The organism is Nonomuraea sp. NPDC048901 (assembly GCF_040649695.1).
In the GTDB taxonomy this organism is placed as follows: Bacteria; Actinomycetota; Actinomycetes; order Streptosporangiales; family Streptosporangiaceae; genus Nonomuraea.
Map to the genome: position 1 here is coordinate 126,990 of NZ_JBEZFW010000004.1, position 16,401 is coordinate 143,390.

13 protein-coding genes are annotated in these 16,401 nt (G+C 69.7%); 7 read left to right on the forward strand and 6 right to left on the reverse strand.

Annotation, left to right across the window (positions count from 1 at the left end; all coding sequences use genetic code 11):
- Positions 1-5 precede the first annotated feature (5 nt).
- Positions 6-3,077: a BTAD domain-containing putative transcriptional regulator gene (locus tag AB0C30_RS14525; RefSeq protein ID WP_357943345.1), complete on the reverse strand. Its 3,072-nt coding sequence runs from the start codon at positions 3,075-3,077 to the stop codon at positions 6-8.
- 268 nt (positions 3,078-3,345) lie between these two features.
- On the opposite strand from AB0C30_RS14525, the gene AB0C30_RS14530 reads away from it, so the two are divergent.
- Positions 3,346-4,299, forward strand: coding sequence for a helix-turn-helix domain-containing protein (locus tag AB0C30_RS14530; protein ID WP_357943347.1), 954 nt, complete (start codon positions 3,346-3,348; stop codon positions 4,297-4,299).
- On the opposite strand, the gene AB0C30_RS14535 is transcribed toward AB0C30_RS14530, so the two are convergent.
- Positions 4,277-5,842, reverse strand: a complete 1,566-nt coding sequence (locus AB0C30_RS14535; RefSeq protein ID WP_357943348.1) for a class I adenylate-forming enzyme family protein — start codon at positions 5,840-5,842, stop codon at positions 4,277-4,279. The two genes, AB0C30_RS14530 and AB0C30_RS14535, sit on opposite strands and share 23 nt — an antisense overlap.
- 106 nt (positions 5,843-5,948) lie before the next feature.
- On the opposite strand from AB0C30_RS14535, the gene AB0C30_RS14540 reads away from it, so the two are divergent.
- Both AB0C30_RS14540 and AB0C30_RS14545 read left to right on the forward strand, forming a co-directional pair.
- Positions 5,949-7,388 (forward strand): carotenoid oxygenase family protein, encoded by a 1,440-nt coding sequence (locus AB0C30_RS14540; protein WP_357943350.1) that lies wholly within the window; start codon positions 5,949-5,951, stop codon positions 7,386-7,388.
- Positions 7,385-8,341 (forward strand): LLM class F420-dependent oxidoreductase, encoded by a 957-nt coding sequence (locus AB0C30_RS14545; RefSeq protein WP_357943352.1) that lies wholly within the window; start codon positions 7,385-7,387, stop codon positions 8,339-8,341. The genes AB0C30_RS14540 and AB0C30_RS14545 overlap by 4 nt, the downstream gene beginning before the upstream one ends.
- Here the strand turns inward: AB0C30_RS14545 and AB0C30_RS14550 are convergent.
- The 3 genes from AB0C30_RS14550 to AB0C30_RS14560 form a co-directional block, all read right to left on the reverse strand.
- On the reverse strand, positions 8,335-8,847 hold the full coding sequence (locus tag AB0C30_RS14550) for a hypothetical protein (RefSeq protein ID WP_357943354.1): 513 nt from the start codon (positions 8,845-8,847) through the stop codon (positions 8,335-8,337). The two genes, AB0C30_RS14545 and AB0C30_RS14550, sit on opposite strands and share 7 nt — an antisense overlap.
- 23 nt (positions 8,848-8,870) lie before the next feature.
- A complete protein-coding gene (locus AB0C30_RS14555) occupies positions 8,871-9,557 on the reverse strand; it encodes an expansin EXLX1 family cellulose-binding protein (protein WP_357943356.1) in 687 nt (228 codons plus the stop codon).
- 90 nt (positions 9,558-9,647) lie between these two features.
- Positions 9,648-10,424, reverse strand: a complete 777-nt coding sequence (locus AB0C30_RS14560; RefSeq protein WP_357943358.1) for an SDR family oxidoreductase — start codon at positions 10,422-10,424, stop codon at positions 9,648-9,650.
- 136 nt (positions 10,425-10,560) lie between these two features.
- Here AB0C30_RS14560 and AB0C30_RS14565 point away from each other — a divergent pair, with 136 nt between their 5' ends.
- Genes AB0C30_RS14565 through AB0C30_RS14575 form a run of 3 tightly spaced genes read left to right on the forward strand, consistent with a single transcriptional unit; the run spans position 10,561 to position 14,153 of the window.
- Complete coding sequence (locus AB0C30_RS14565; RefSeq protein WP_357943360.1) at positions 10,561-12,591, forward strand: GxGYxYP domain-containing protein; 2,031 nt, start codon at positions 10,561-10,563, stop codon at positions 12,589-12,591.
- A gap of 35 nt (positions 12,592-12,626) precedes the next feature.
- Positions 12,627-13,535, forward strand: a complete 909-nt coding sequence (locus AB0C30_RS14570) for an alpha/beta fold hydrolase (protein WP_357943362.1) — start codon at positions 12,627-12,629, stop codon at positions 13,533-13,535.
- A gap of 9 nt (positions 13,536-13,544) precedes the next feature.
- Positions 13,545-14,153, forward strand: a complete 609-nt coding sequence (locus AB0C30_RS14575) for a TetR/AcrR family transcriptional regulator (protein WP_357943364.1) — start codon at positions 13,545-13,547, stop codon at positions 14,151-14,153.
- Between the two features lies 1 nt (position 14,154).
- Here AB0C30_RS14575 and AB0C30_RS14580 read toward each other — a convergent pair whose 3' ends face one another.
- Positions 14,155-14,697, reverse strand: coding sequence for a hypothetical protein (locus tag AB0C30_RS14580; RefSeq protein ID WP_357943366.1), 543 nt, complete (start codon positions 14,695-14,697; stop codon positions 14,155-14,157).
- 198 nt (positions 14,698-14,895) lie between these two features.
- On the opposite strand from AB0C30_RS14580, the gene AB0C30_RS14585 reads away from it, so the two are divergent.
- Positions 14,896-16,374, forward strand: a complete 1,479-nt coding sequence (locus AB0C30_RS14585) for a hypothetical protein (protein WP_357943368.1) — start codon at positions 14,896-14,898, stop codon at positions 16,372-16,374.
- Positions 16,375-16,401 lie beyond the last annotated feature (27 nt).

A 16,401-nucleotide genomic window follows, 5' to 3' on the forward strand; every position in this document is an offset into this window, starting at 1 on the left:
CGGACTCACTTGAGCAACGGTTCCAGCCGGTCGGCGCAGGGGGTGTGGCCGATCGTGCGGCACAGCCGGAGAGCCTGCTCGGCCGCCCGCCCGGCCTCGGCGCGGTCGCCCCGGTCGCTGTAGAGAGTGGCGAGTTCGGTCAGGGCGGCGAGCTCGGGCAGGCGGTAGCGGTTGAGGTGCGCGGTGTCGCGAGCGAGCAGGGCGACCCGGATGGCGCCCGCCAAGTCGCCTTGGGCGGCGATGAGGCGAGCGCGGGCGACCGCGGCGTAGCTCTGGTGCCACCGCAGGCTCGCGGCGGCGTTGAACTCGTCGGCCAGGTCCAGGTTCTCGGCCGCCTCGGTGAGCAGGCCGAGTCGGATCTCGGTGTCGGCCAGCGCGATCAGGGCCGCCGCCTCGATGAGCCTGTCTCCCTGGTCGCGGGAGAGACCGAGGGCGTGGCGCGCCGCCGTGCGGCCGGCCGACCACTGCCCGGTTTCCCAGTACAACCGGCTGAGCCAGGTGTACGCGTGGGCCGCGCCGAACGCGCCCAAGGCGCCGAACAGGTTCACCGCCTCCGTCAGGGTGGATTCGGCCTCGTCGTAGCGGCCCTGGTCCACCAGGACGGCGCCGAGATCGCGCAGGTCGTTCGCCTCCGCGTAGGCCAGTCCGTGCTCGCGGCTCAGACTGAGCGCCTCTCGCCGACAGCGCTCCGCGCTCTCCAACTGGCCCATGTGGTGATACTGCATGCCGAGCCTGTTGAGGGTACGGGTGCGGCCGACGACCGAGCCGAGCTCGGTGAAGAGCTGAGCCGCTCGGCGGTTGTGGACGATCGCCTGCTCAAGGTGGCCCGTCCATTCCAGGGCGAAGCTCAGGCTGGCCCAGGACTCGGCCTCACCTTCCCGCCAGCCGCACGCGGTGGCGATACTGGCGGCCTGTTCGAGATGCCGCACGGCCTCCTCACGGCGAACCGCACGGAACAGGCTCTTGCCTATCCCGTAATGCAACATGGCTTGCATGGCAGGCATATCAGTCTGCTCGGCGGCGGCGAGCAGGGTCGGTGCGATCTCCAGCCATTCGCCGTGGCGACCGGTGCTGTTGCAGATGATCCACACCTGCTCGGCCAGCCGCCACGTCCCGGGATCGGGATCGCGGCGGGCCGCCTGCGCGAGCGCGGCCACCAGGTTGGAGATCTCTTCGGCGCTGGGCGGGACCGGCGAACCGGCCACCGGTGAGGCGTGCCCCGGCAGCCGGATCTCGTCAGGGGCGCACCAGGCGGCGATGGCGTCGCCAAGACGCAGATAGTGGTCGAACAACCGGCTCCAAGCGGCGTCGCGATCCGGATCGCCGCCGACCTCCACGCCTGCGTAGAGCCGTACCAGGTCATGGAGCCTGAACCGGTCGGCGCGATGGTGCTCGACGAGGTGGGCCGCGGCCAGGACCTTGACCGCCGTACGCGCCTCGGCGAGCGGGACGCCGGCGGCCGACGCCACCGCCTCGACGGTGAAGTCCGGCCCCGGTACGAGCCCCAGCACGCGGAAGACCCGCTGGTCGGCCGCCGAGAGCGCGCGGTAGGACACGGAGAAGGCGAGGGTGACGGGGTTGTGGTCGGTTCCGTCGACGGTGAGGCCGGTCAGCGGGTCTCCCGAGGTCAGCTCGTTCACCACGGCCGCGGTCCCGCTCCACGGGGTGGCGGCGTTGGCCGCGGCGATGCGCAGCGCGAGCGGCAGGCCGCCGCAGAGCCGGACGAGGTCGGCGCGGGCCGCCGCTTCCGACGGGCTGTCAGCGGGGCCCAGCATGCCGCCGACCAGGGCGAGGGCGTCCCGTTCGGGAAGAGCGCCGAGCGAGCGCTGCTCGGCCCCCGCCTGCGCCACCAGTTCGCCCAGGTGCTGACGGCTGGTCACCAGCGCCGCTCCCGACGGCGGCAGCAGCGGGTCGATCTGCTCCGCCGAGCGGGCGTTGTCCAGGACCAGCAGCACCGTACGCTCGGCGAGCAGCGAACGGTAGAGGCCGAGCTGCGCGTCGAAGCCGCCGGGCGCCTGCGAGGGATCGACGCCGAGGGAGAGCAGGAGCCGGGCCAGGGCCGCGGCCGTGGTCAGGGGTTCGTGTTCGGCGTCGTAGCCGCGCAGGTCGACATAGAGCTGGCCGGAGGGGAAACGGCTCTTCGCGCGGTGGGCCCAGTGCAGGGCCAGCGCGGTCTTGCCCGTACCGGCCGTTCCCGTGAGTACGCACACCGCGCCGCTGGCGTCCAACGCGTCGTCCAGCCACGCCAGCTCGCGCTCGCGCCCGGCGAAGCCACGGATGTCGCGGGGCAGCTCGGCGGGACGCGCGGGACGTACGGTCTGGATCGTCTGCCCTGCTTCGTCCTGTCCTGCCTGGTCGGTCAGGAGCTGCTGGTGCAGCTCCCGCAGCGTCTGACCCGGCTCGATGCCCAGCTCGTCGACCAGCCGATTGCGGGTGTCCCTGAAGACCGCCAGCGCCTCGGATCGGCGTTCGCACCGGTGCAGCGCCAGCATGAGCTGCCCCTGCAGGCGTTCGCGCAGGGGGTGCTCGGCCGCCGCCGTACGGAGTTCGGCCACGATCTCGCTGTGGCGGCCCAACGCCAGCTCGGCCTCGAACAGCTCCTCCAGTGCGCCGACCCGGCGATCTTCCAGCCCGGGGCGTTCCTGCTCGATCAGCAGCTCGCCGGCGCCGCCGAGCGCGGACCCGCGCCACAGCGCCACCGCCGCACGCAACCGCCGCGCCGCGGCCTCGGGGCGACCGCCGGCCAGATCCTCCCAGGCGGCAGCCCTGAGCTGCTCGAACACCTCCAGGTCGACCTCGCCGCCGCCGGTGTGGATGCGGTAACCGGTGCCGACGCGGCTGATCAGCCCCCTGCCCAGCAGCGCCCGCAACTCGTGGACATAGACCTGTAATCGGCCGACGGCGGTGCGCGGGGCGTGTTCCCCCCACACCAGGAACATCAGCCGGTCGTCCGACACCGTGCGGTTCGCGTTCAACAACAGCGCGGCCAGCACGGTGCGCTGCTTCGGCGAGCCCAACTCGATCGGACCGCCGGGCCCGTCTACCGAGACCGGCCCCAGTATCCGATAGTGCTGCACTCCTGCCCCCTGTGCCCCCCATGTTACGCCTAGCGATCTCCGCAGTCCGTCAGCTTCGGAATCAGAACGGAAGAAAAGCGGAAGAGCTGCCTCGTATGGTCCTCCGACTGAACAACGTGCATTGCGGTTGAGCGTCTCGGCGCAGGCCCTGGACCGTCCGGCGGGGGCGCCGGTCAGGGAGTGCCGCGCCGAGACGCTCGGATGGCTTTTTTCAGAGAGAGCGGCCGTCACCGAAGTGACAGGCCGGCGCGGAACGGGGGCAGAGCGGGTGACGGAAGCGGAGCGGCCCAGCGCGATCGGGCAGGCGCTGCTGGCGATCAGCGATCAGTGGAACTTGCTGATCCTTCAGCGGGCCTTCCTCCTGCGCATCCGGCGCTTCGCCGACTGGCGGGACGAACTGGGGATGTCCGAGTCGGTGCTGGCGAGCCGGCTGAAGGAACTGGTCGCGGGGGAGTTGCTGCGTCCGGCCCCTTACCGGGAGCAAGGTCGTACCCGCACCGAATACCGGCTGACCGAGCGCGCGATCGAGCTGTGGCCGATGCTGGTGGAGATCTGGTCATGGGAGCGCAGGTGGGTGCCGGACCGCCAAGGGCTGTCGGAGCTGACGCACGACGTCTGCGGCAACCGTACCGACGTGGAGCTGGGCTGCGCGGGCTGCGGCCAGGCGCCGGTCGCCGCCCATGACGCCGAGATCGTGCGGGGCGTGGCCACCTTCGCCCAGGTGGCGGTGCCGCGCCATCACCGCAGGACCCTGCGCGGCAAGGCCGCCGCTGACCCGCTGTCGTACTTCCCCGAGACCTTCGACCTGCTGGGCGATCGCTGGAGCACGGTGATACTCGCGGCCGCCTTCCTCGGCACCCGGCGCTTCGCCGACTTCCGGGCGGAGCTCGACGTGGCCCCGTCGGTGCTGTCCAACCGGCTGCGTCGGTTCAGGGAGCTGGGCGTGCTCGTGGTGGAAGAGCCCGGGTATCAGCTGACCGACAAGGGCCTGGACTTCTTCGGCATCTTCGCCTACGTCGTCGACTGGGCGCAGCGGTGGTACACCGGCCCGCCGGACACCGACCTGCGCGTCACCCATCGCGCGTGCGGTCAGCCGTACCGCCCGTGCCCGCGGTGCCGCTCGTGCGGTGAGGAGCTCAGCCGTACCGAGGTGCACTTCGCCGTCCCTGAGGGACGGTTTCCGTCGCCCCGGACGCGGATCACAGTTTCAGCTCCCGCTTGAGGATCTTGCCGACGGGGTTGCGCGGCAGCGCCTCGACGATCTCCAGCCGCTCGGGGAGCTTGTAGGAAGCGATGCCCTGGTCCCTGAGGAAACCGACGACCGACTCGAGGTCGATCTCGCCCTTGGGCACCACGACCGCGCAGACCTTCTCGCCGAGCACGTCGTCGGGGTAGCCGGCGACCGCCGCCTCGGCGACCGAAGGGTGTCCGGCGAGCAGGGCTTCCAACTCGGCGGGGGCGATGTTCATGCCTCCCCGGATGATGATGTCCTTCGCGCGGTCGACATAGCGCAGGTACTGCCCCCGGTCGCCGGCGATCTCGAAGAGGTCTCCCGTCTTGAGGTAGCCGTCCTCGTCGAACGGGTCCACCGAGGCCGTGCCCCGCAGGTAGCCCGCGAAGACCGTGGGACCGCTCAGGTACAGCTCGCCGGGGACTCCCGGCTCGGTGATCTCCTTCCCGTCCGGCGCGACCAGCCTGGTACGCACGCGATCGAGCAGCTCAGGCGCCCCCGGCGCGCCCGGCCGCGGGAAGAAACGGGCGCGGACCTCCGGGTCGGGCATGTGGGCGGGGTCCGACAGCAGGGCGATGCCCTCGTTCGAGCCGAAGAAGTTGATGATCGCGATGCCGTGCTCGTCCTGCCAGCCGCGCACCATCGGCGGCGGCAACGGGGCGGCGCCCGAGCCGATCCGGGTGAGCGAGGAGATGTCGGCCTTGGCGAGGATCGCCTTCTCGCGCAGCAGGAGGGTGAGCAGCGCGGGCGGAGCCAGGGTGTAGGTGACCCGCTCGGCCGCGATCTGGGCCAGGTAAGTGGGCAGATCGAAGGGGTGGTGCTGGACGAGCAGCGCGCCGACCCGCAGCCATGGCAGGAAGACGCCGCCGATGCCGGCCATGTTCACCATCGGGAATGGGTTGAGGATCACGTCCTGGCCGGTGAGCGCGGGCGCGGCCGTACAGATCGCCTCGACCGCGAGCCAGTCGTAGTGGCACCTCGGCACGCCCTTGGGAGTGGCCTCGGTGCCGGAGGTCCAGCAGATCGTCACCCGCTCGGCGGGGTCGGCCGCCCGCCGCGGCACCTCGTCGCCGGTCACGCCTTCCAGGTCGTCCGGCCACGACAGTGTCGGGGTGCCCGCTGGCGCTCTGGACTCCCGGCCGGTGACCAGTAGCCCGGCGCCGGACAGCGGCAGCAGCTGGGCCAGCTCGTACGCGCGGTACTGCACCGGGAACGGCGTGACAGTGGCGCCGAGCCGGACCGTCGCGAGGAAACTCACCGCCAGCTCGACGCTGTTGGGCAGCTGAACGGCCACCACGTCGCCGGGACCGACCCCGTGTGCGCGCAGTACGCCGGCCACCCGGTCGACCTCCGCGCCGAGCTGTCCCCAGGTCAGCCGTTTCACCGGACCCTCAAGCATTTTGTTCAGCGGGTCCACGATCGCCGTGTCGTCGGGCCGGGCCGCCACCTGCGTCCTGAGGAGCTGGTCAATCGTGTCACCGGTCCACCAGCCCTTGGCGGTGTAGCGGGCGATCTGTTCGGCGGAATGCGTCATCACGACTCCCGTCCGTGGGGTGGTGGCCGCAACACTAGAAAGCGGAAATGAGGCCGTCAACGCCCGGATATTGACGCCTGAATTTGCTTTTCATAGCTTCCAAGGCATGGCCGACATTGTCGTAATGGCGGATGAATCGGGCGAGCCAAACCCGTACCTGCTGGGCGTCTACGCCCCGGTCCAGGACGAGATCACCGCGGACGAGCTCACGGTGATCGGGCGGATTCCCGCGGACCTCAACGGCGTCTACCTCCGCAACGGTCCCAACGCCCGCTTTCCGGTGACGGGCCGATACCACTGGTTCGACGGCGACGGCATGGTGCATGCCGTGCACTTCGAGAACGGCCGGGCCCGCTACCGCAACCGCTGGGTGCGTACCAGGGCCTTCGAGGCGGAGTCGGCCGCCGGCCGCTCGCTCTGGACCGGCGTGATGGAGAACCCGAAGGGCAACCCGTTCGGCAACGCGCGCGGCCTGCCCTTCAAGGACACGGCCAACACCGATGTGATCTTCCATCGGGGCAGGGTGCTGGCCTCGTGGTATCTGTGCGGCGCGCCGTACAGCCTGGACCCGCTCTCGCTGGAGACCCTCGGCGTCGACACCTTCCTCGACACGCTCAACGGTGACTTCATGGCGCATCCCAAGGTGGACGAGCGCACCGGAGAGCTGTTCTGGTTCGACTACGGCCCGCGCCCGCCGTACCTGCGCTATGGCGTGGTCGGGCCCGGCGGCGGCGTCGAGCACAGCGTGGAACTGGACCTGCCGGGGGCGCGGCTGCCGCACGACATGGCGATCACGCGGAACCACGCGATCCTCATGGACCTGCCGCTCTACCAGGACCTCGACGCCGCCCGGCAGGGCCGCTACAAGCTGACCTTCGACCGGGAGCTGCCCGCCCGCTTCGGGGTGCTCCCACGACGCGGTCAGGCGGACGAGATCCGCTGGTTCGAGGCGAAGCCGTGCTACATCTACCACGTCGTCAACGCCTGGGAGGAGGGCGACGAGATCGTCCTGGACGTCTGCCGGGTCTCACGCCCGGCGCCGTCCAGCACCGGCTCGCCGCTGGCGCGGATGATCTCCTATCTGAAGCTCGACGCGCGGATGTACCGCTACCGCTTCGACCTGCGGACCGGCCGCACCTCGGAGGAGTACGTGGACGCCGACCACAACACCGAGTTCCCCTCGATCGACACGCGCTCCACCGGCCACCCCACGCGGTACGCCTACAACGTCACCGTGGCCGACGCCGAGACCAACCTCTTCGACGGCCTGGTCCGCTACGACAACGTCACCGGCGCCAAGGAGACCTACTCCTACGGCCCCGGCCGGTACGGCAGCGAGGCGCCCTTCGCCCCCCGCGACGGCTCGACCGGCGAGGACGACGGTTACCTTGTCAGCTTCGTCACCGACGAGCGGGAGGGCCGCTCCGAGGTGCAGATCCTGCACGCCGCCCGGATCTCCGAGGGCCCGATCGCCCGCGTGCTGCTGCCGCAGCGGGTCCCGCTCGGCTTCCACGCCACCTGGGTACGGGCAGAGCAGCTGGCGTGAATCCTTCGCTGACGGTCTCCCTCGGGCTGTGGCAGGATCGGCCCGCGCAAGAGGCTCTGCTGACGGCCCGCGCCGCCGACGAGCTCGGCTATCCGTCGCTCTGGATCGGCGAGATGGCCACCTATGACGCCTTCGCCCTGGCCACCGCCGTCGGGTTGGCCACCTCGCGGATCGGTCTCACCATCGGCCCGCTGGCGGTGTCCGTACGCGATCCGATGATGATCGCCATGGGGGCGGCCTCGGTCGCCGCGCTGACCGGACGGCAGGTGGACGTCGCCGTGGGCACCTCCAGCCCGCTCGTCGTGGAGGGCTGGCACGGACGTTCGCGCGCCCGCTCCGCGACCGCGCTGCGGGAAGCCGTCGAGGCCCTCCGGCCGCTGCTGGCCGGCGAGCGCTCCGACTTCACCGGAACGAGCGTGTCGAGCAACGGCTATCGCCTCCGGCTGCCCGCCCCGCGCTCGCGACTGTTGGTCGCGGCCTTCGGGCCGTCGGCCGTCCGGACCGCCGCCCTGGCCGACCGCATGGTGCTCAACCTGATCACGCCTGCCTCGGCCGGACGGCTGGTCGCCCAGTTGCGCGCCGTCAATCCGGCCACGTCCGTGGCCGCCTGGGTCACTGCCGCCGTGGACCCCGACCGCGAGGCCATCGATCGCATCCGGCGGGCGGTGGTCGGGTACTTACCCGCTCCCGGGTACGGCGAGATGTTCGCCGAGGCGGGCTTCGCCGACGTCGTCGCCTTCGCACGCACCCGGCCGCATCCCCGGGAGCTGTTCGCCGCTGTGCCTGACGAGCTGGTCGCCTCGGTTTCGCTGCTCGGCGACGTGGACGCGGTCGCTGCGCGGTTGTCGGCCTATGCGGCGGCCGGGGTGGAGGAGGTCGCCTTGGTGCCGGTGAGCACGGACCGCGACCCCGGCGGCGCGGCCACGCTCAAGGCTCTGGCGTCTACCTATTGAGCGTCAGGGCAAGGAGGCCGGCCGTCCGGCCGTGCCGTCGAGAGGCTCAAGCCCCATGCGGTGTACAGCCTGGACGGCACCGGGGCTATGCAGCCCGCCTTTTCGAAGTCGCCCCTATAACGCCAGGCATCGCCGCCATGTTTGCTCCAGAAGTGGATCCTGTCGGCCATGGCGATCGCATAGTAATCGTCCTCGGCTTCGCTCTGCCCGTATACGGCACCGAAATATACGCTCCCACTCAGCGCGGCCCGCGCACCCGCGTTTTGCGTGACGTCGACGAGGCTCTGGCGGGTCTCCCCGTCGAGCGACAGCGACCATGCTGTCCCGGGAGCTACCCGTTCCCCGTCTTCCTCGTCCTCTTCGGTGACCTGCTGGGAGGCGGCGGGTGCCGATGGGACGGTCCTGCCAGCCGGCGCTGACAGGACGAGCACTACAGCGGAAATCGCGACCGCGACCGCGACGATCACCATTCCCGCGACTGCCATGGCCGAGGTCCGCATGATCATTCACTGTATGCGAGAAAGAATTGTCAGTACATCTTGGTGGTGCTGCGCTGAATGGCGGCGGGGGAAAGTCGGACGCCATTGGCCGTGACCCGGTGGCCGCGGGTGTCGGTGACCCGCACGGAGAAGGGGCCCTGGCCCGCGCCGGACTCGGCGATCCAGTAGTTGAAGTTGGCGCGGGCGAGCTTGCGCCAGGCGCCGCCGGTGGACTTCACCTCGACCGAGGTGAGCGGGTTGCCGTGGTCGATGACCAGCAGCGCCAGCCACCACTGCGACGATCCCTCCTTGACGCGGAAGGAGAGCGGCTGGCCGACTTTCGGGTTGGCGACCGGGCGGTAGGTGACGCCCACCAGGCCCTTGGCGGGGTCCGCGACGCGGGCGAAGGCCGTACGGCTCAGGTCGATGTGTCCCGCCTGGCACTCCGGGCACTGGTCGACGACCTTGACCCGGACTGTCCCCTTCGGTCCGGTGACGTCCAGGTAGCCGCCGCAGGCAGCGGCGGCGGCGTACTCACCGGGGGAGAGCGCGACATAGAGGTCGCCGGCGGGACGTGACGGATACGAGCAGTTGCCGCCTCCCGATTGGAGCTCATATAAGGTCGCCTGCCCCTTGGTCGCCTGCGCTGGTTGCGCGAGGGCGAGGGCGGGGGCGGGGGCGGAAAGGAGCGAGGTCGCGGCGAGCGCGGCGGTGAGAACGGCGGGTAAGCGTCGCATCCGTGGTGTTCCTCTCGTAAGGGACGGATGTGACAGTAGCGAAAAGAGTGGATCTCAGTACGATAAAGCGCCATATATCGTCGGAGGCTGTCACGTGAACAGCTGGCCGCCGTTGACGTCGATGGTCGCGCCCGTGATGGCCTTGGCGCGGTCGGAGGCCAGGTAGATGACGGCGCGGGCCACGTCCTCCTCCGTGGCGATGCGGCGCAGCGCCATCGCCGAGACGTCGCGCGCGAGGATCTCCTCGAACGTGACGCCTTCCGCCGCCGCCCGGGTGCGCATCCAGTCATCAAGCAGCTCGCTGGCGATCCAGCCGGGCGCGACGCAGTTCACCCGTACGCCATGCGGCCCGAGCTCGTCGGCCAGGCAGTGTGACAGCAGGTGCGCGGCGGCCTTGCCCGCGGCGTAGTCGCTGCGCCCCGCGTAGCCCGTACGGGACGACATGGAGGTGATGTTGACGATCGACCCGGAGCCCTGGGCCACCATGTGCGGCGCGATGAACCGGCAGGCCAGCAGCGTGCCGTAACCGCCCGTCTCCACGGCCCCGCGCCAGCTCTCCAGGTCGTCGACGGACATGTCGAGTACGTTCCTGCGGTGCGAGCCGGGGAAGGCGGCGTTGACCAGCACGTCCACCCGGCCGAACCGCTCGATCACCGTGTCGGCCAGCCGCCGTACGTCGTCGATCCGGGTCACGTCGGCGGGTACGGCCAGCACGCCCGGCACCTCGTCGGCCGTCTTCGCCACGGTCGCGGCGGTACGGGCGGCCACGACGATCCTGGCGCCCTCCTCGCTCAACAGCCCGGCCAGCGTCCGCCCTAACCCAGGGCCCGCCCCAGTGACGACCGCGACCTTGCCCTCCAGCAGCACGGGTCGACTCTACCAAGCGTTTGCTCGTTACTCGCCGTATTTACACCATGGACAACATTTCGTCAGCCGGTTAAGTTCGCTGCGAGATGACAACGATGTCAGTCCCGGTCCCTCCAGTAAGGAGCAGCGATCGCTGATGGTGTCACGACGTACTTTCCTGTGGGCGAATGGCGTGGTCCTCGCGGCCGGCGGCCTCGGAATCACACTCCCCAGCCCGGCCGCCGCCTCAACTCGAGTCCCCCTTCTGCCGAACTTCGGCCGTCCCACCCGGCTCGATTTCGCCGACGTCAGCACGCTTCACGGAAACGACCAGTTGCTGCTGACCACCCTCCAGGGAATCGTCAACCGGCGGCAGCCGCGTCTCTACTTCAACTACGACAGTGCCAATTACGACCTGCGCTGGCTGGCCGGCACCGGCACCACGGTAACGCGCCATGACCGGCCGCTCGACCTCGTCGCCCGCTACAAGAACGAGGTGCGCGGAGCGATCGTGCACGACCCCGCCGTGCCCGATTCCGTGAATGTCGCCACCACGCTGGCCGGGCTGGAGAACGCCGTCGCCGCCACCGCCGAGCAGGCGAGCCAGTACGGCCTCAGAATCATCACCGACCTGCGTGGGCGTTTCAAAGCCGACGACATTCTGGGGACGTACCGATGGCAGCTCGACCACCTTTTTCCCCGCTGCACGCACGCGCTGCTCACCGGACTCCCGCCGACCAGGACGGTACGCGTGGACGGCGTTCAGTGGCGCGAGATCGCCCGCGAGAGCGAGCGCGTCCGTGACTCCTCCAACAGGGCGGTCCGCACCTTCGACCTGAGCCAGGAGCTTTCCGGCCAGGACGGCGTGTATCTGCGTTTCCAGGATTCCCTCGGCGACGACGGCTGGGGCGCCTCGGTCGGCTCGGTGAAGGTGCAGGCCGACGGCAAGGAGATCGTGTCCTTCATCCCGGGTACGGAGGCCGAGGCCCCGTACCTGTTCGACGGCCTCAATTCTTCCATCGGCGGGGACGCCAACCGTTTCTCCGACGGCGGCGGCTACTTCATCTACCGATTCACCGCACCGGCCGGGACCCAGCAGCTCCTGGTCGAGGTAGACCTGTGGAACCAATTCCTGGTCACGGCCGCCACCACCGCGCCCACCCGGGTGGAGTCCTTCCCGTATTTCCGGGACTACGCGGCGGCGATGCGCGCGATGGTGTTCTGGCTGCCGCCCTCGGGGGAGACGGGCAAGTTACTCGACGAGATTCTCAGCAAGGTGAAGCCCACCACCCCTTATGCGGGCTGGTTCTCCAACGACGTGGCGGGTGAATGGGGCGGCGTGGACCGCGCCTCACAGCACGCGGTCGAAGTGGTGCCCGCCGACTACTACATGAACGCCACCGTGCACGCGGGCGTCGCCGCGAAGGTCTCCAATCGCGTACGACCGAGACCGGCGGCCACGTTACGCAACCGCGTCTACCTCACCCTCACTTTCGGCGAGGGCGACAACATCCAGTACTGCCAGCGCAGAATGCGCGAACTCTGGGACGACCCGAAACGCGGCGCCGTGGCGGTGAACTGGACCGTCAGCCCCCTGCTGGCCGACATCGGCCCCGCGCTCCTGGCGTACTACCAGCGCACGGCCACCGCCAACGACCTGCTGATCTCGGGCCCCTCCGGCGCCGGCTACACCTACCCGGGATCCTGGCCGGCCAAGGACCTGGACGCCTACACCGAACTCAGCGGCCGCTTCCTGCGCGACACCGGCATGGACCTGGTCTACGCCTACAACTATCGCAACCCGGAGAACACCGGCTGGGTGGCGTTCGACGAGCGCATCGCCGGCTCGTACCGAAAGAACACCCCGGTGCGCGGCATCATCCAATCCTGGGAAAGCGGCGACCTGCGGACCCGCCTGGCCGGCATCCCGCTGATCGGCAATTACTCCCCTCAGGGAAAGGCCCGGGAATATCGCGACACGCTGCTGAAGCACATCGAGGGCTGGGACGGGAAATCACCGCTGTTCATCGCGGGCGCGATCAACGCCTGGAACTGGACACCGGCCGACGTCGCCGAGCTCGGCACCCTGCTCACCGACCCCTTTGAGATCGTCCGCGGCGACACCTTCTTCAAACTGCTGAACGACGACTTCGAACGACGCGGCGCCGCCTCGTTGGGGACCGTTTAGGATACGACTGTATCCATTCGGAAGATGAGGTCACCATGCGCATGCCTGACCGGCCATCCGCCTTTACCAGCGACTCTGCCCGCGACAAGTACTACGCCACTTATGACCGATTGCTCGGCGAGCTGTGGCCGGTGCCGGTAAACGCCATCGATGTGGAGACCCGTGCTGGCAGCGTGCGGATCCACCGGACCGGGCCCGCCACGGGAAACCCCATCGTCCTCGTGGCCGGCTCCGGCGGGAACGCACTGGCCTGGTACCGCTACATAGAACCGCTGGCACGCATGCGTCCGGTCTTTGCCGTAGACCCGCTCGGCGAGCCCGGCCGCTCGGTCCAGAGGCAGCCGCTCGCGACCGGTGCCGAGGTCGGTGGCTGGCTCACCGACGTCCTGGTCGCGACCGGTGCTGAGCGCGCACATGTGGTGGGTGCCTCTTACGGCGGCTGGATCGCGGTGGAACAGCAGCTCGGCGGGGGCGGCCGGGTCGCGGCGCTGACCCTGGTGGACCCGGCTGGCTTCGCGCCGATGACCGGGCGGTTTCTCCGGTGGCTCATCGTCGGCGGTATGGCCGCCCTGTTTCCTCGTGCGCTGCGACACCGTGTCGCTGACGCAGTGGGCAACGGCACGTTACGCGAGGACGTGCTGATGAAGCTGGTGGCGGCCGGCCGGTCCTTCCGCCGGCGCCTGCCCATCCCGCCCGTCTACACCGACGAGCAGGTGCGCGAGCTGTCCGTGCCCATACAGGTGCTGCTGGGCGCCCGCAGCGCGATGCACGACGCGCAGGCGGTGGCCGCGCGGCTGGCCGAGATCGCGCCGTCGTGGCGGGTGGAGATCGTGCCCGGCACCGGACACGCGCTGCCCGTCGAAGCCCCGGACCTGGTCGTCGAGCGGATTCTTGCCTTTCCCGGCCAGGCACGGCTCGGCATCGCAACGTCGAAGCACAGCTAGGAAATCGGCATGCCCAAACAGGTGGACCATGATGCGCGGCGGCGCCAGTTGACCGAGGCGCTGCTGCGCATCGCCGGCACCCGCGGCCTGCGGGCCGTGTCGATGCGTGAGATCGCCACCGAGGCCGGGGTCTCGCTGCGCGTCGTCCAGTACTACTTCAAGAACAAGCAGGCCCTGCTCGACTCCGGCCTCGCCGAGCTGGGCGCCCGCATGGATCGCCGGGTCAAGCAGCGGGCTGCCGCTGCGGCGGCGGGGCTGTCCACGCGAGACGTTTTCGCCGCCGTCCTCGGCGTGATCATTCCCTCCGACGAGCAGAGCCGCCTGGACTCGCTGGCTTGGACCGCCTACTACACCGCCGCCCTCACCGACCCGGCGCTCGCCGCGGCCGGGCTTACCCTGCCCAATACACTGGAGAACTTTCTCACCGTACGGATGACCGCCGCGCAGCAGGCAGGGGAGATCGACCCCGATCGTGACCCGCGTATCGAAGTCGCCGGCCTGCTGGCTCTCGTCAACGGCCTGACCTCCAGCGTCCTCAGCGGGCAGCGCAGCCGCGAGGCCGCCATCAAGATCATCGACTACCACTTGGACCGCCTGTTCGGGCCGGCAGCGGCTTGACCTAGCGGATCCCCCTTTTACGCATACGCTGGGTGCCGCAGTTTCCGAAGCTCGTCGAACCGCCGAAGGCCTGGACGCTGGAAGCCGAAGAATTCTCGTTGGCGCGTAGGTTGGTGACAAGCCCATTGAAGGCGACACAGACGTCCTTGGCCTGCGCTTTCACCGGACCCGCGTAGTACTTGTAGGCTCCCTGGTCCTCGAACTTGTCGGCGTCGTTTCGGCCGGCGACCTTGACGAAGAGGGTCGCCCTGGTCAGGGTGGGCTGCCCCACGAAACTCGACTTGATGGTGACGACGCAGTTCTCCCCGGTACGCGCGTTGTAGAGCAGGTAGACATAGCCCCGGACGATGCGCCTCTCGTCGGTCACCGTCCGGGTGCCGCCTGCCACCTTCCCGAAGCCGCTGCCGCACACCTGCTCGGGGGTGTACCCGCTCGCCGCGGTGGAGGCGGAGGCCGGTAACGCGCTGAGGGCGGTCGCGAGCAGGGCTGCTGCGGCGAATCGTGCCGTGAGCCTGCTCATCCGCTCGTTGTCGCTGAAGCTCATGCTCAGAACCTCCTTGGGTACGGTTGGCCGGAATCTTTGGTAAAAGGCCCGGTACTTCGGAGGCTGACGGGCGCGGCGGTTGTCCGGAACCGGTTCGGCATGAAATCGCTGGTTAAGTCCGGACAATGAGTTGTCCGCGGACAACCGTTCTGTTCAACTGATCATCAGAGAGAGGGGAGCGGGAGGGAGGCGACCGCGATGAGCAGCCGGGTAGGCAGGCCCCAGGGCAGGCCGAGAGGGAGCACGGAGCAGGCGAACGCGCTGGCGGAGTTCCTGCTGACGCTGACCAGCGGGATGACCGTCCGCGAGCTCGCCGGGCGCTACCACGTGGGCAAGACGCTCTGGGGCGAGTACCGCTCCGGCCAGAAGATCATCCCGCTGGAACTGCTGCGCCGGCTGGTACGGGACCGCACGCCGGACGAACGCACCCGCCAGGTACGCATGGAGACGGCCGCGCGGCTGCACCAGGCGGCCCTGGAGGGACCACTCCAGACGCCCGCCCCAGCGGCCTCGCCGTCAATCACCGGACCCTCGGCAGCGCTAGAGCCCGCAAAGGCCCCGGAGCCCATAAAGGCCCCAGAGCGCCCACCGAGTCTGGAGCCTGCGCCGACAGCGGGACCGGTACTGGCCGCGAGAGCGGCATCGGCTGGGAGAGCGGCATCGGCCGGGAGCCAGCGCCCACGCCCCCTGACGCGCAACATGCTCAACAGCGGTGGAGCCGGAATCGTGATCCTCGCGGTGCTCATGCTGCTGCTCGGATTAGGCCCGGCCAGCAGCATGGACACCGCCGCGAGCGCGCCGGGCACCCCCGAGGTCGGCGATGCCCCGACGGCCGCGCCGCTCACGGGCACCAGCGTGTTCGCCATCGGACCAGGCGGCCGTGGCATCTTCCAATGGGACGCGACCCGGTGGACCAGGATCGGCGCCGCCGCGAGGCAGCTCTGGTGCGGACCTGCGGGCCTGTTCGCGACCGGGATGGACAACCTGCTCTACGCGTACGGAGGGCGTCCCGGTTACTGGTTCCCCATCGGCGAACCGGGCGGCGACCTTGCGGTCAGCGGCACACATGTCTACCGGCTGGCCGCGGACCGTCAGGCCGTACACATCTGGGACGGACACGGCACGTCATGGACTCAGATAGGCGGCCCGGCAGCGCGGTTGTACGGCGGTGAGCCGGGCCTGTTCGCGACCGACCCGAACGACGGCCGGATCTTCACCTACCTGGGCCGCCCTGGCCAATGGGATTTCGTCGGGACGGCGGGCGCCTCGTTCGCCCTCACCGACCGGCACCTGTACGGCCTCACCCCGGAACGGACCACGGTCAACCGCTGGCTCGCGGGAGCGCGACCACCCTGGGTCTACGCGGCCGGCCCGGCCGACGACCTGTACGGAGGCGCCGCCGGCCTCTTCTCCACCGACCCGTCGCGCGAGCGGCTGCGCGTGCTCACGGAGCCGGGGACCGACGCCAAGAACCAGAACTGGCAGGACATCGGCCCAGCGGGCGCGGAGGTGCGGGTCGGCCGACGAGAGGTATACGTCCTGACTCAAGACCGCTCGCAGATCCTCCGCTGGTCCCGCGACACCGGCACCTGGCGCCGCATCGGCGGACCCGCCCGAACTCTGACGGTGTGGGCAGCACAGGATGACCCGGGCGCGGGGAGAGCGGGCAACCCGTAACGGTGTGTGGGATGCGCTGCTGTCAGA

Excerpts from the sequence above, each read along its gene's own strand:
- AB0C30_RS14575 (WP_357943364.1), top strand. The coding sequence starts at position 13,545 with ATGCCCAAACAGGTGGACCATGATGCGCGGCGGCGCCAGTTGACCGAG.
- AB0C30_RS14565 (WP_357943360.1), top strand. The coding sequence starts at position 10,561 with ATGGTGTCACGACGTACTTTCCTGTGGGCGAATGGCGTGGTCCTCGCG.
- AB0C30_RS14540 (WP_357943350.1), top strand. The coding sequence starts at position 5,949 with ATGGCCGACATTGTCGTAATGGCGGATGAATCGGGCGAGCCAAACCCG.
- AB0C30_RS14580 (WP_357943366.1), bottom strand. The coding sequence starts at position 14,697 with ATGAGCTTCAGCGACAACGAGCGGATGAGCAGGCTCACGGCACGATTC.
- AB0C30_RS14585 (WP_357943368.1), top strand. The coding sequence starts at position 14,896 with ATGAGCAGCCGGGTAGGCAGGCCCCAGGGCAGGCCGAGAGGGAGCACG.
- AB0C30_RS14550 (WP_357943354.1), bottom strand. The coding sequence starts at position 8,847 with ATGATCATGCGGACCTCGGCCATGGCAGTCGCGGGAATGGTGATCGTC.
- AB0C30_RS14570 (WP_357943362.1), top strand. The coding sequence starts at position 12,627 with ATGCGCATGCCTGACCGGCCATCCGCCTTTACCAGCGACTCTGCCCGC.
- AB0C30_RS14555 (WP_357943356.1), bottom strand. The coding sequence starts at position 9,557 with ATGCGACGCTTACCCGCCGTTCTCACCGCCGCGCTCGCCGCGACCTCG.
- AB0C30_RS14535 (WP_357943348.1), bottom strand. The coding sequence starts at position 5,842 with ATGACGCATTCCGCCGAACAGATCGCCCGCTACACCGCCAAGGGCTGG.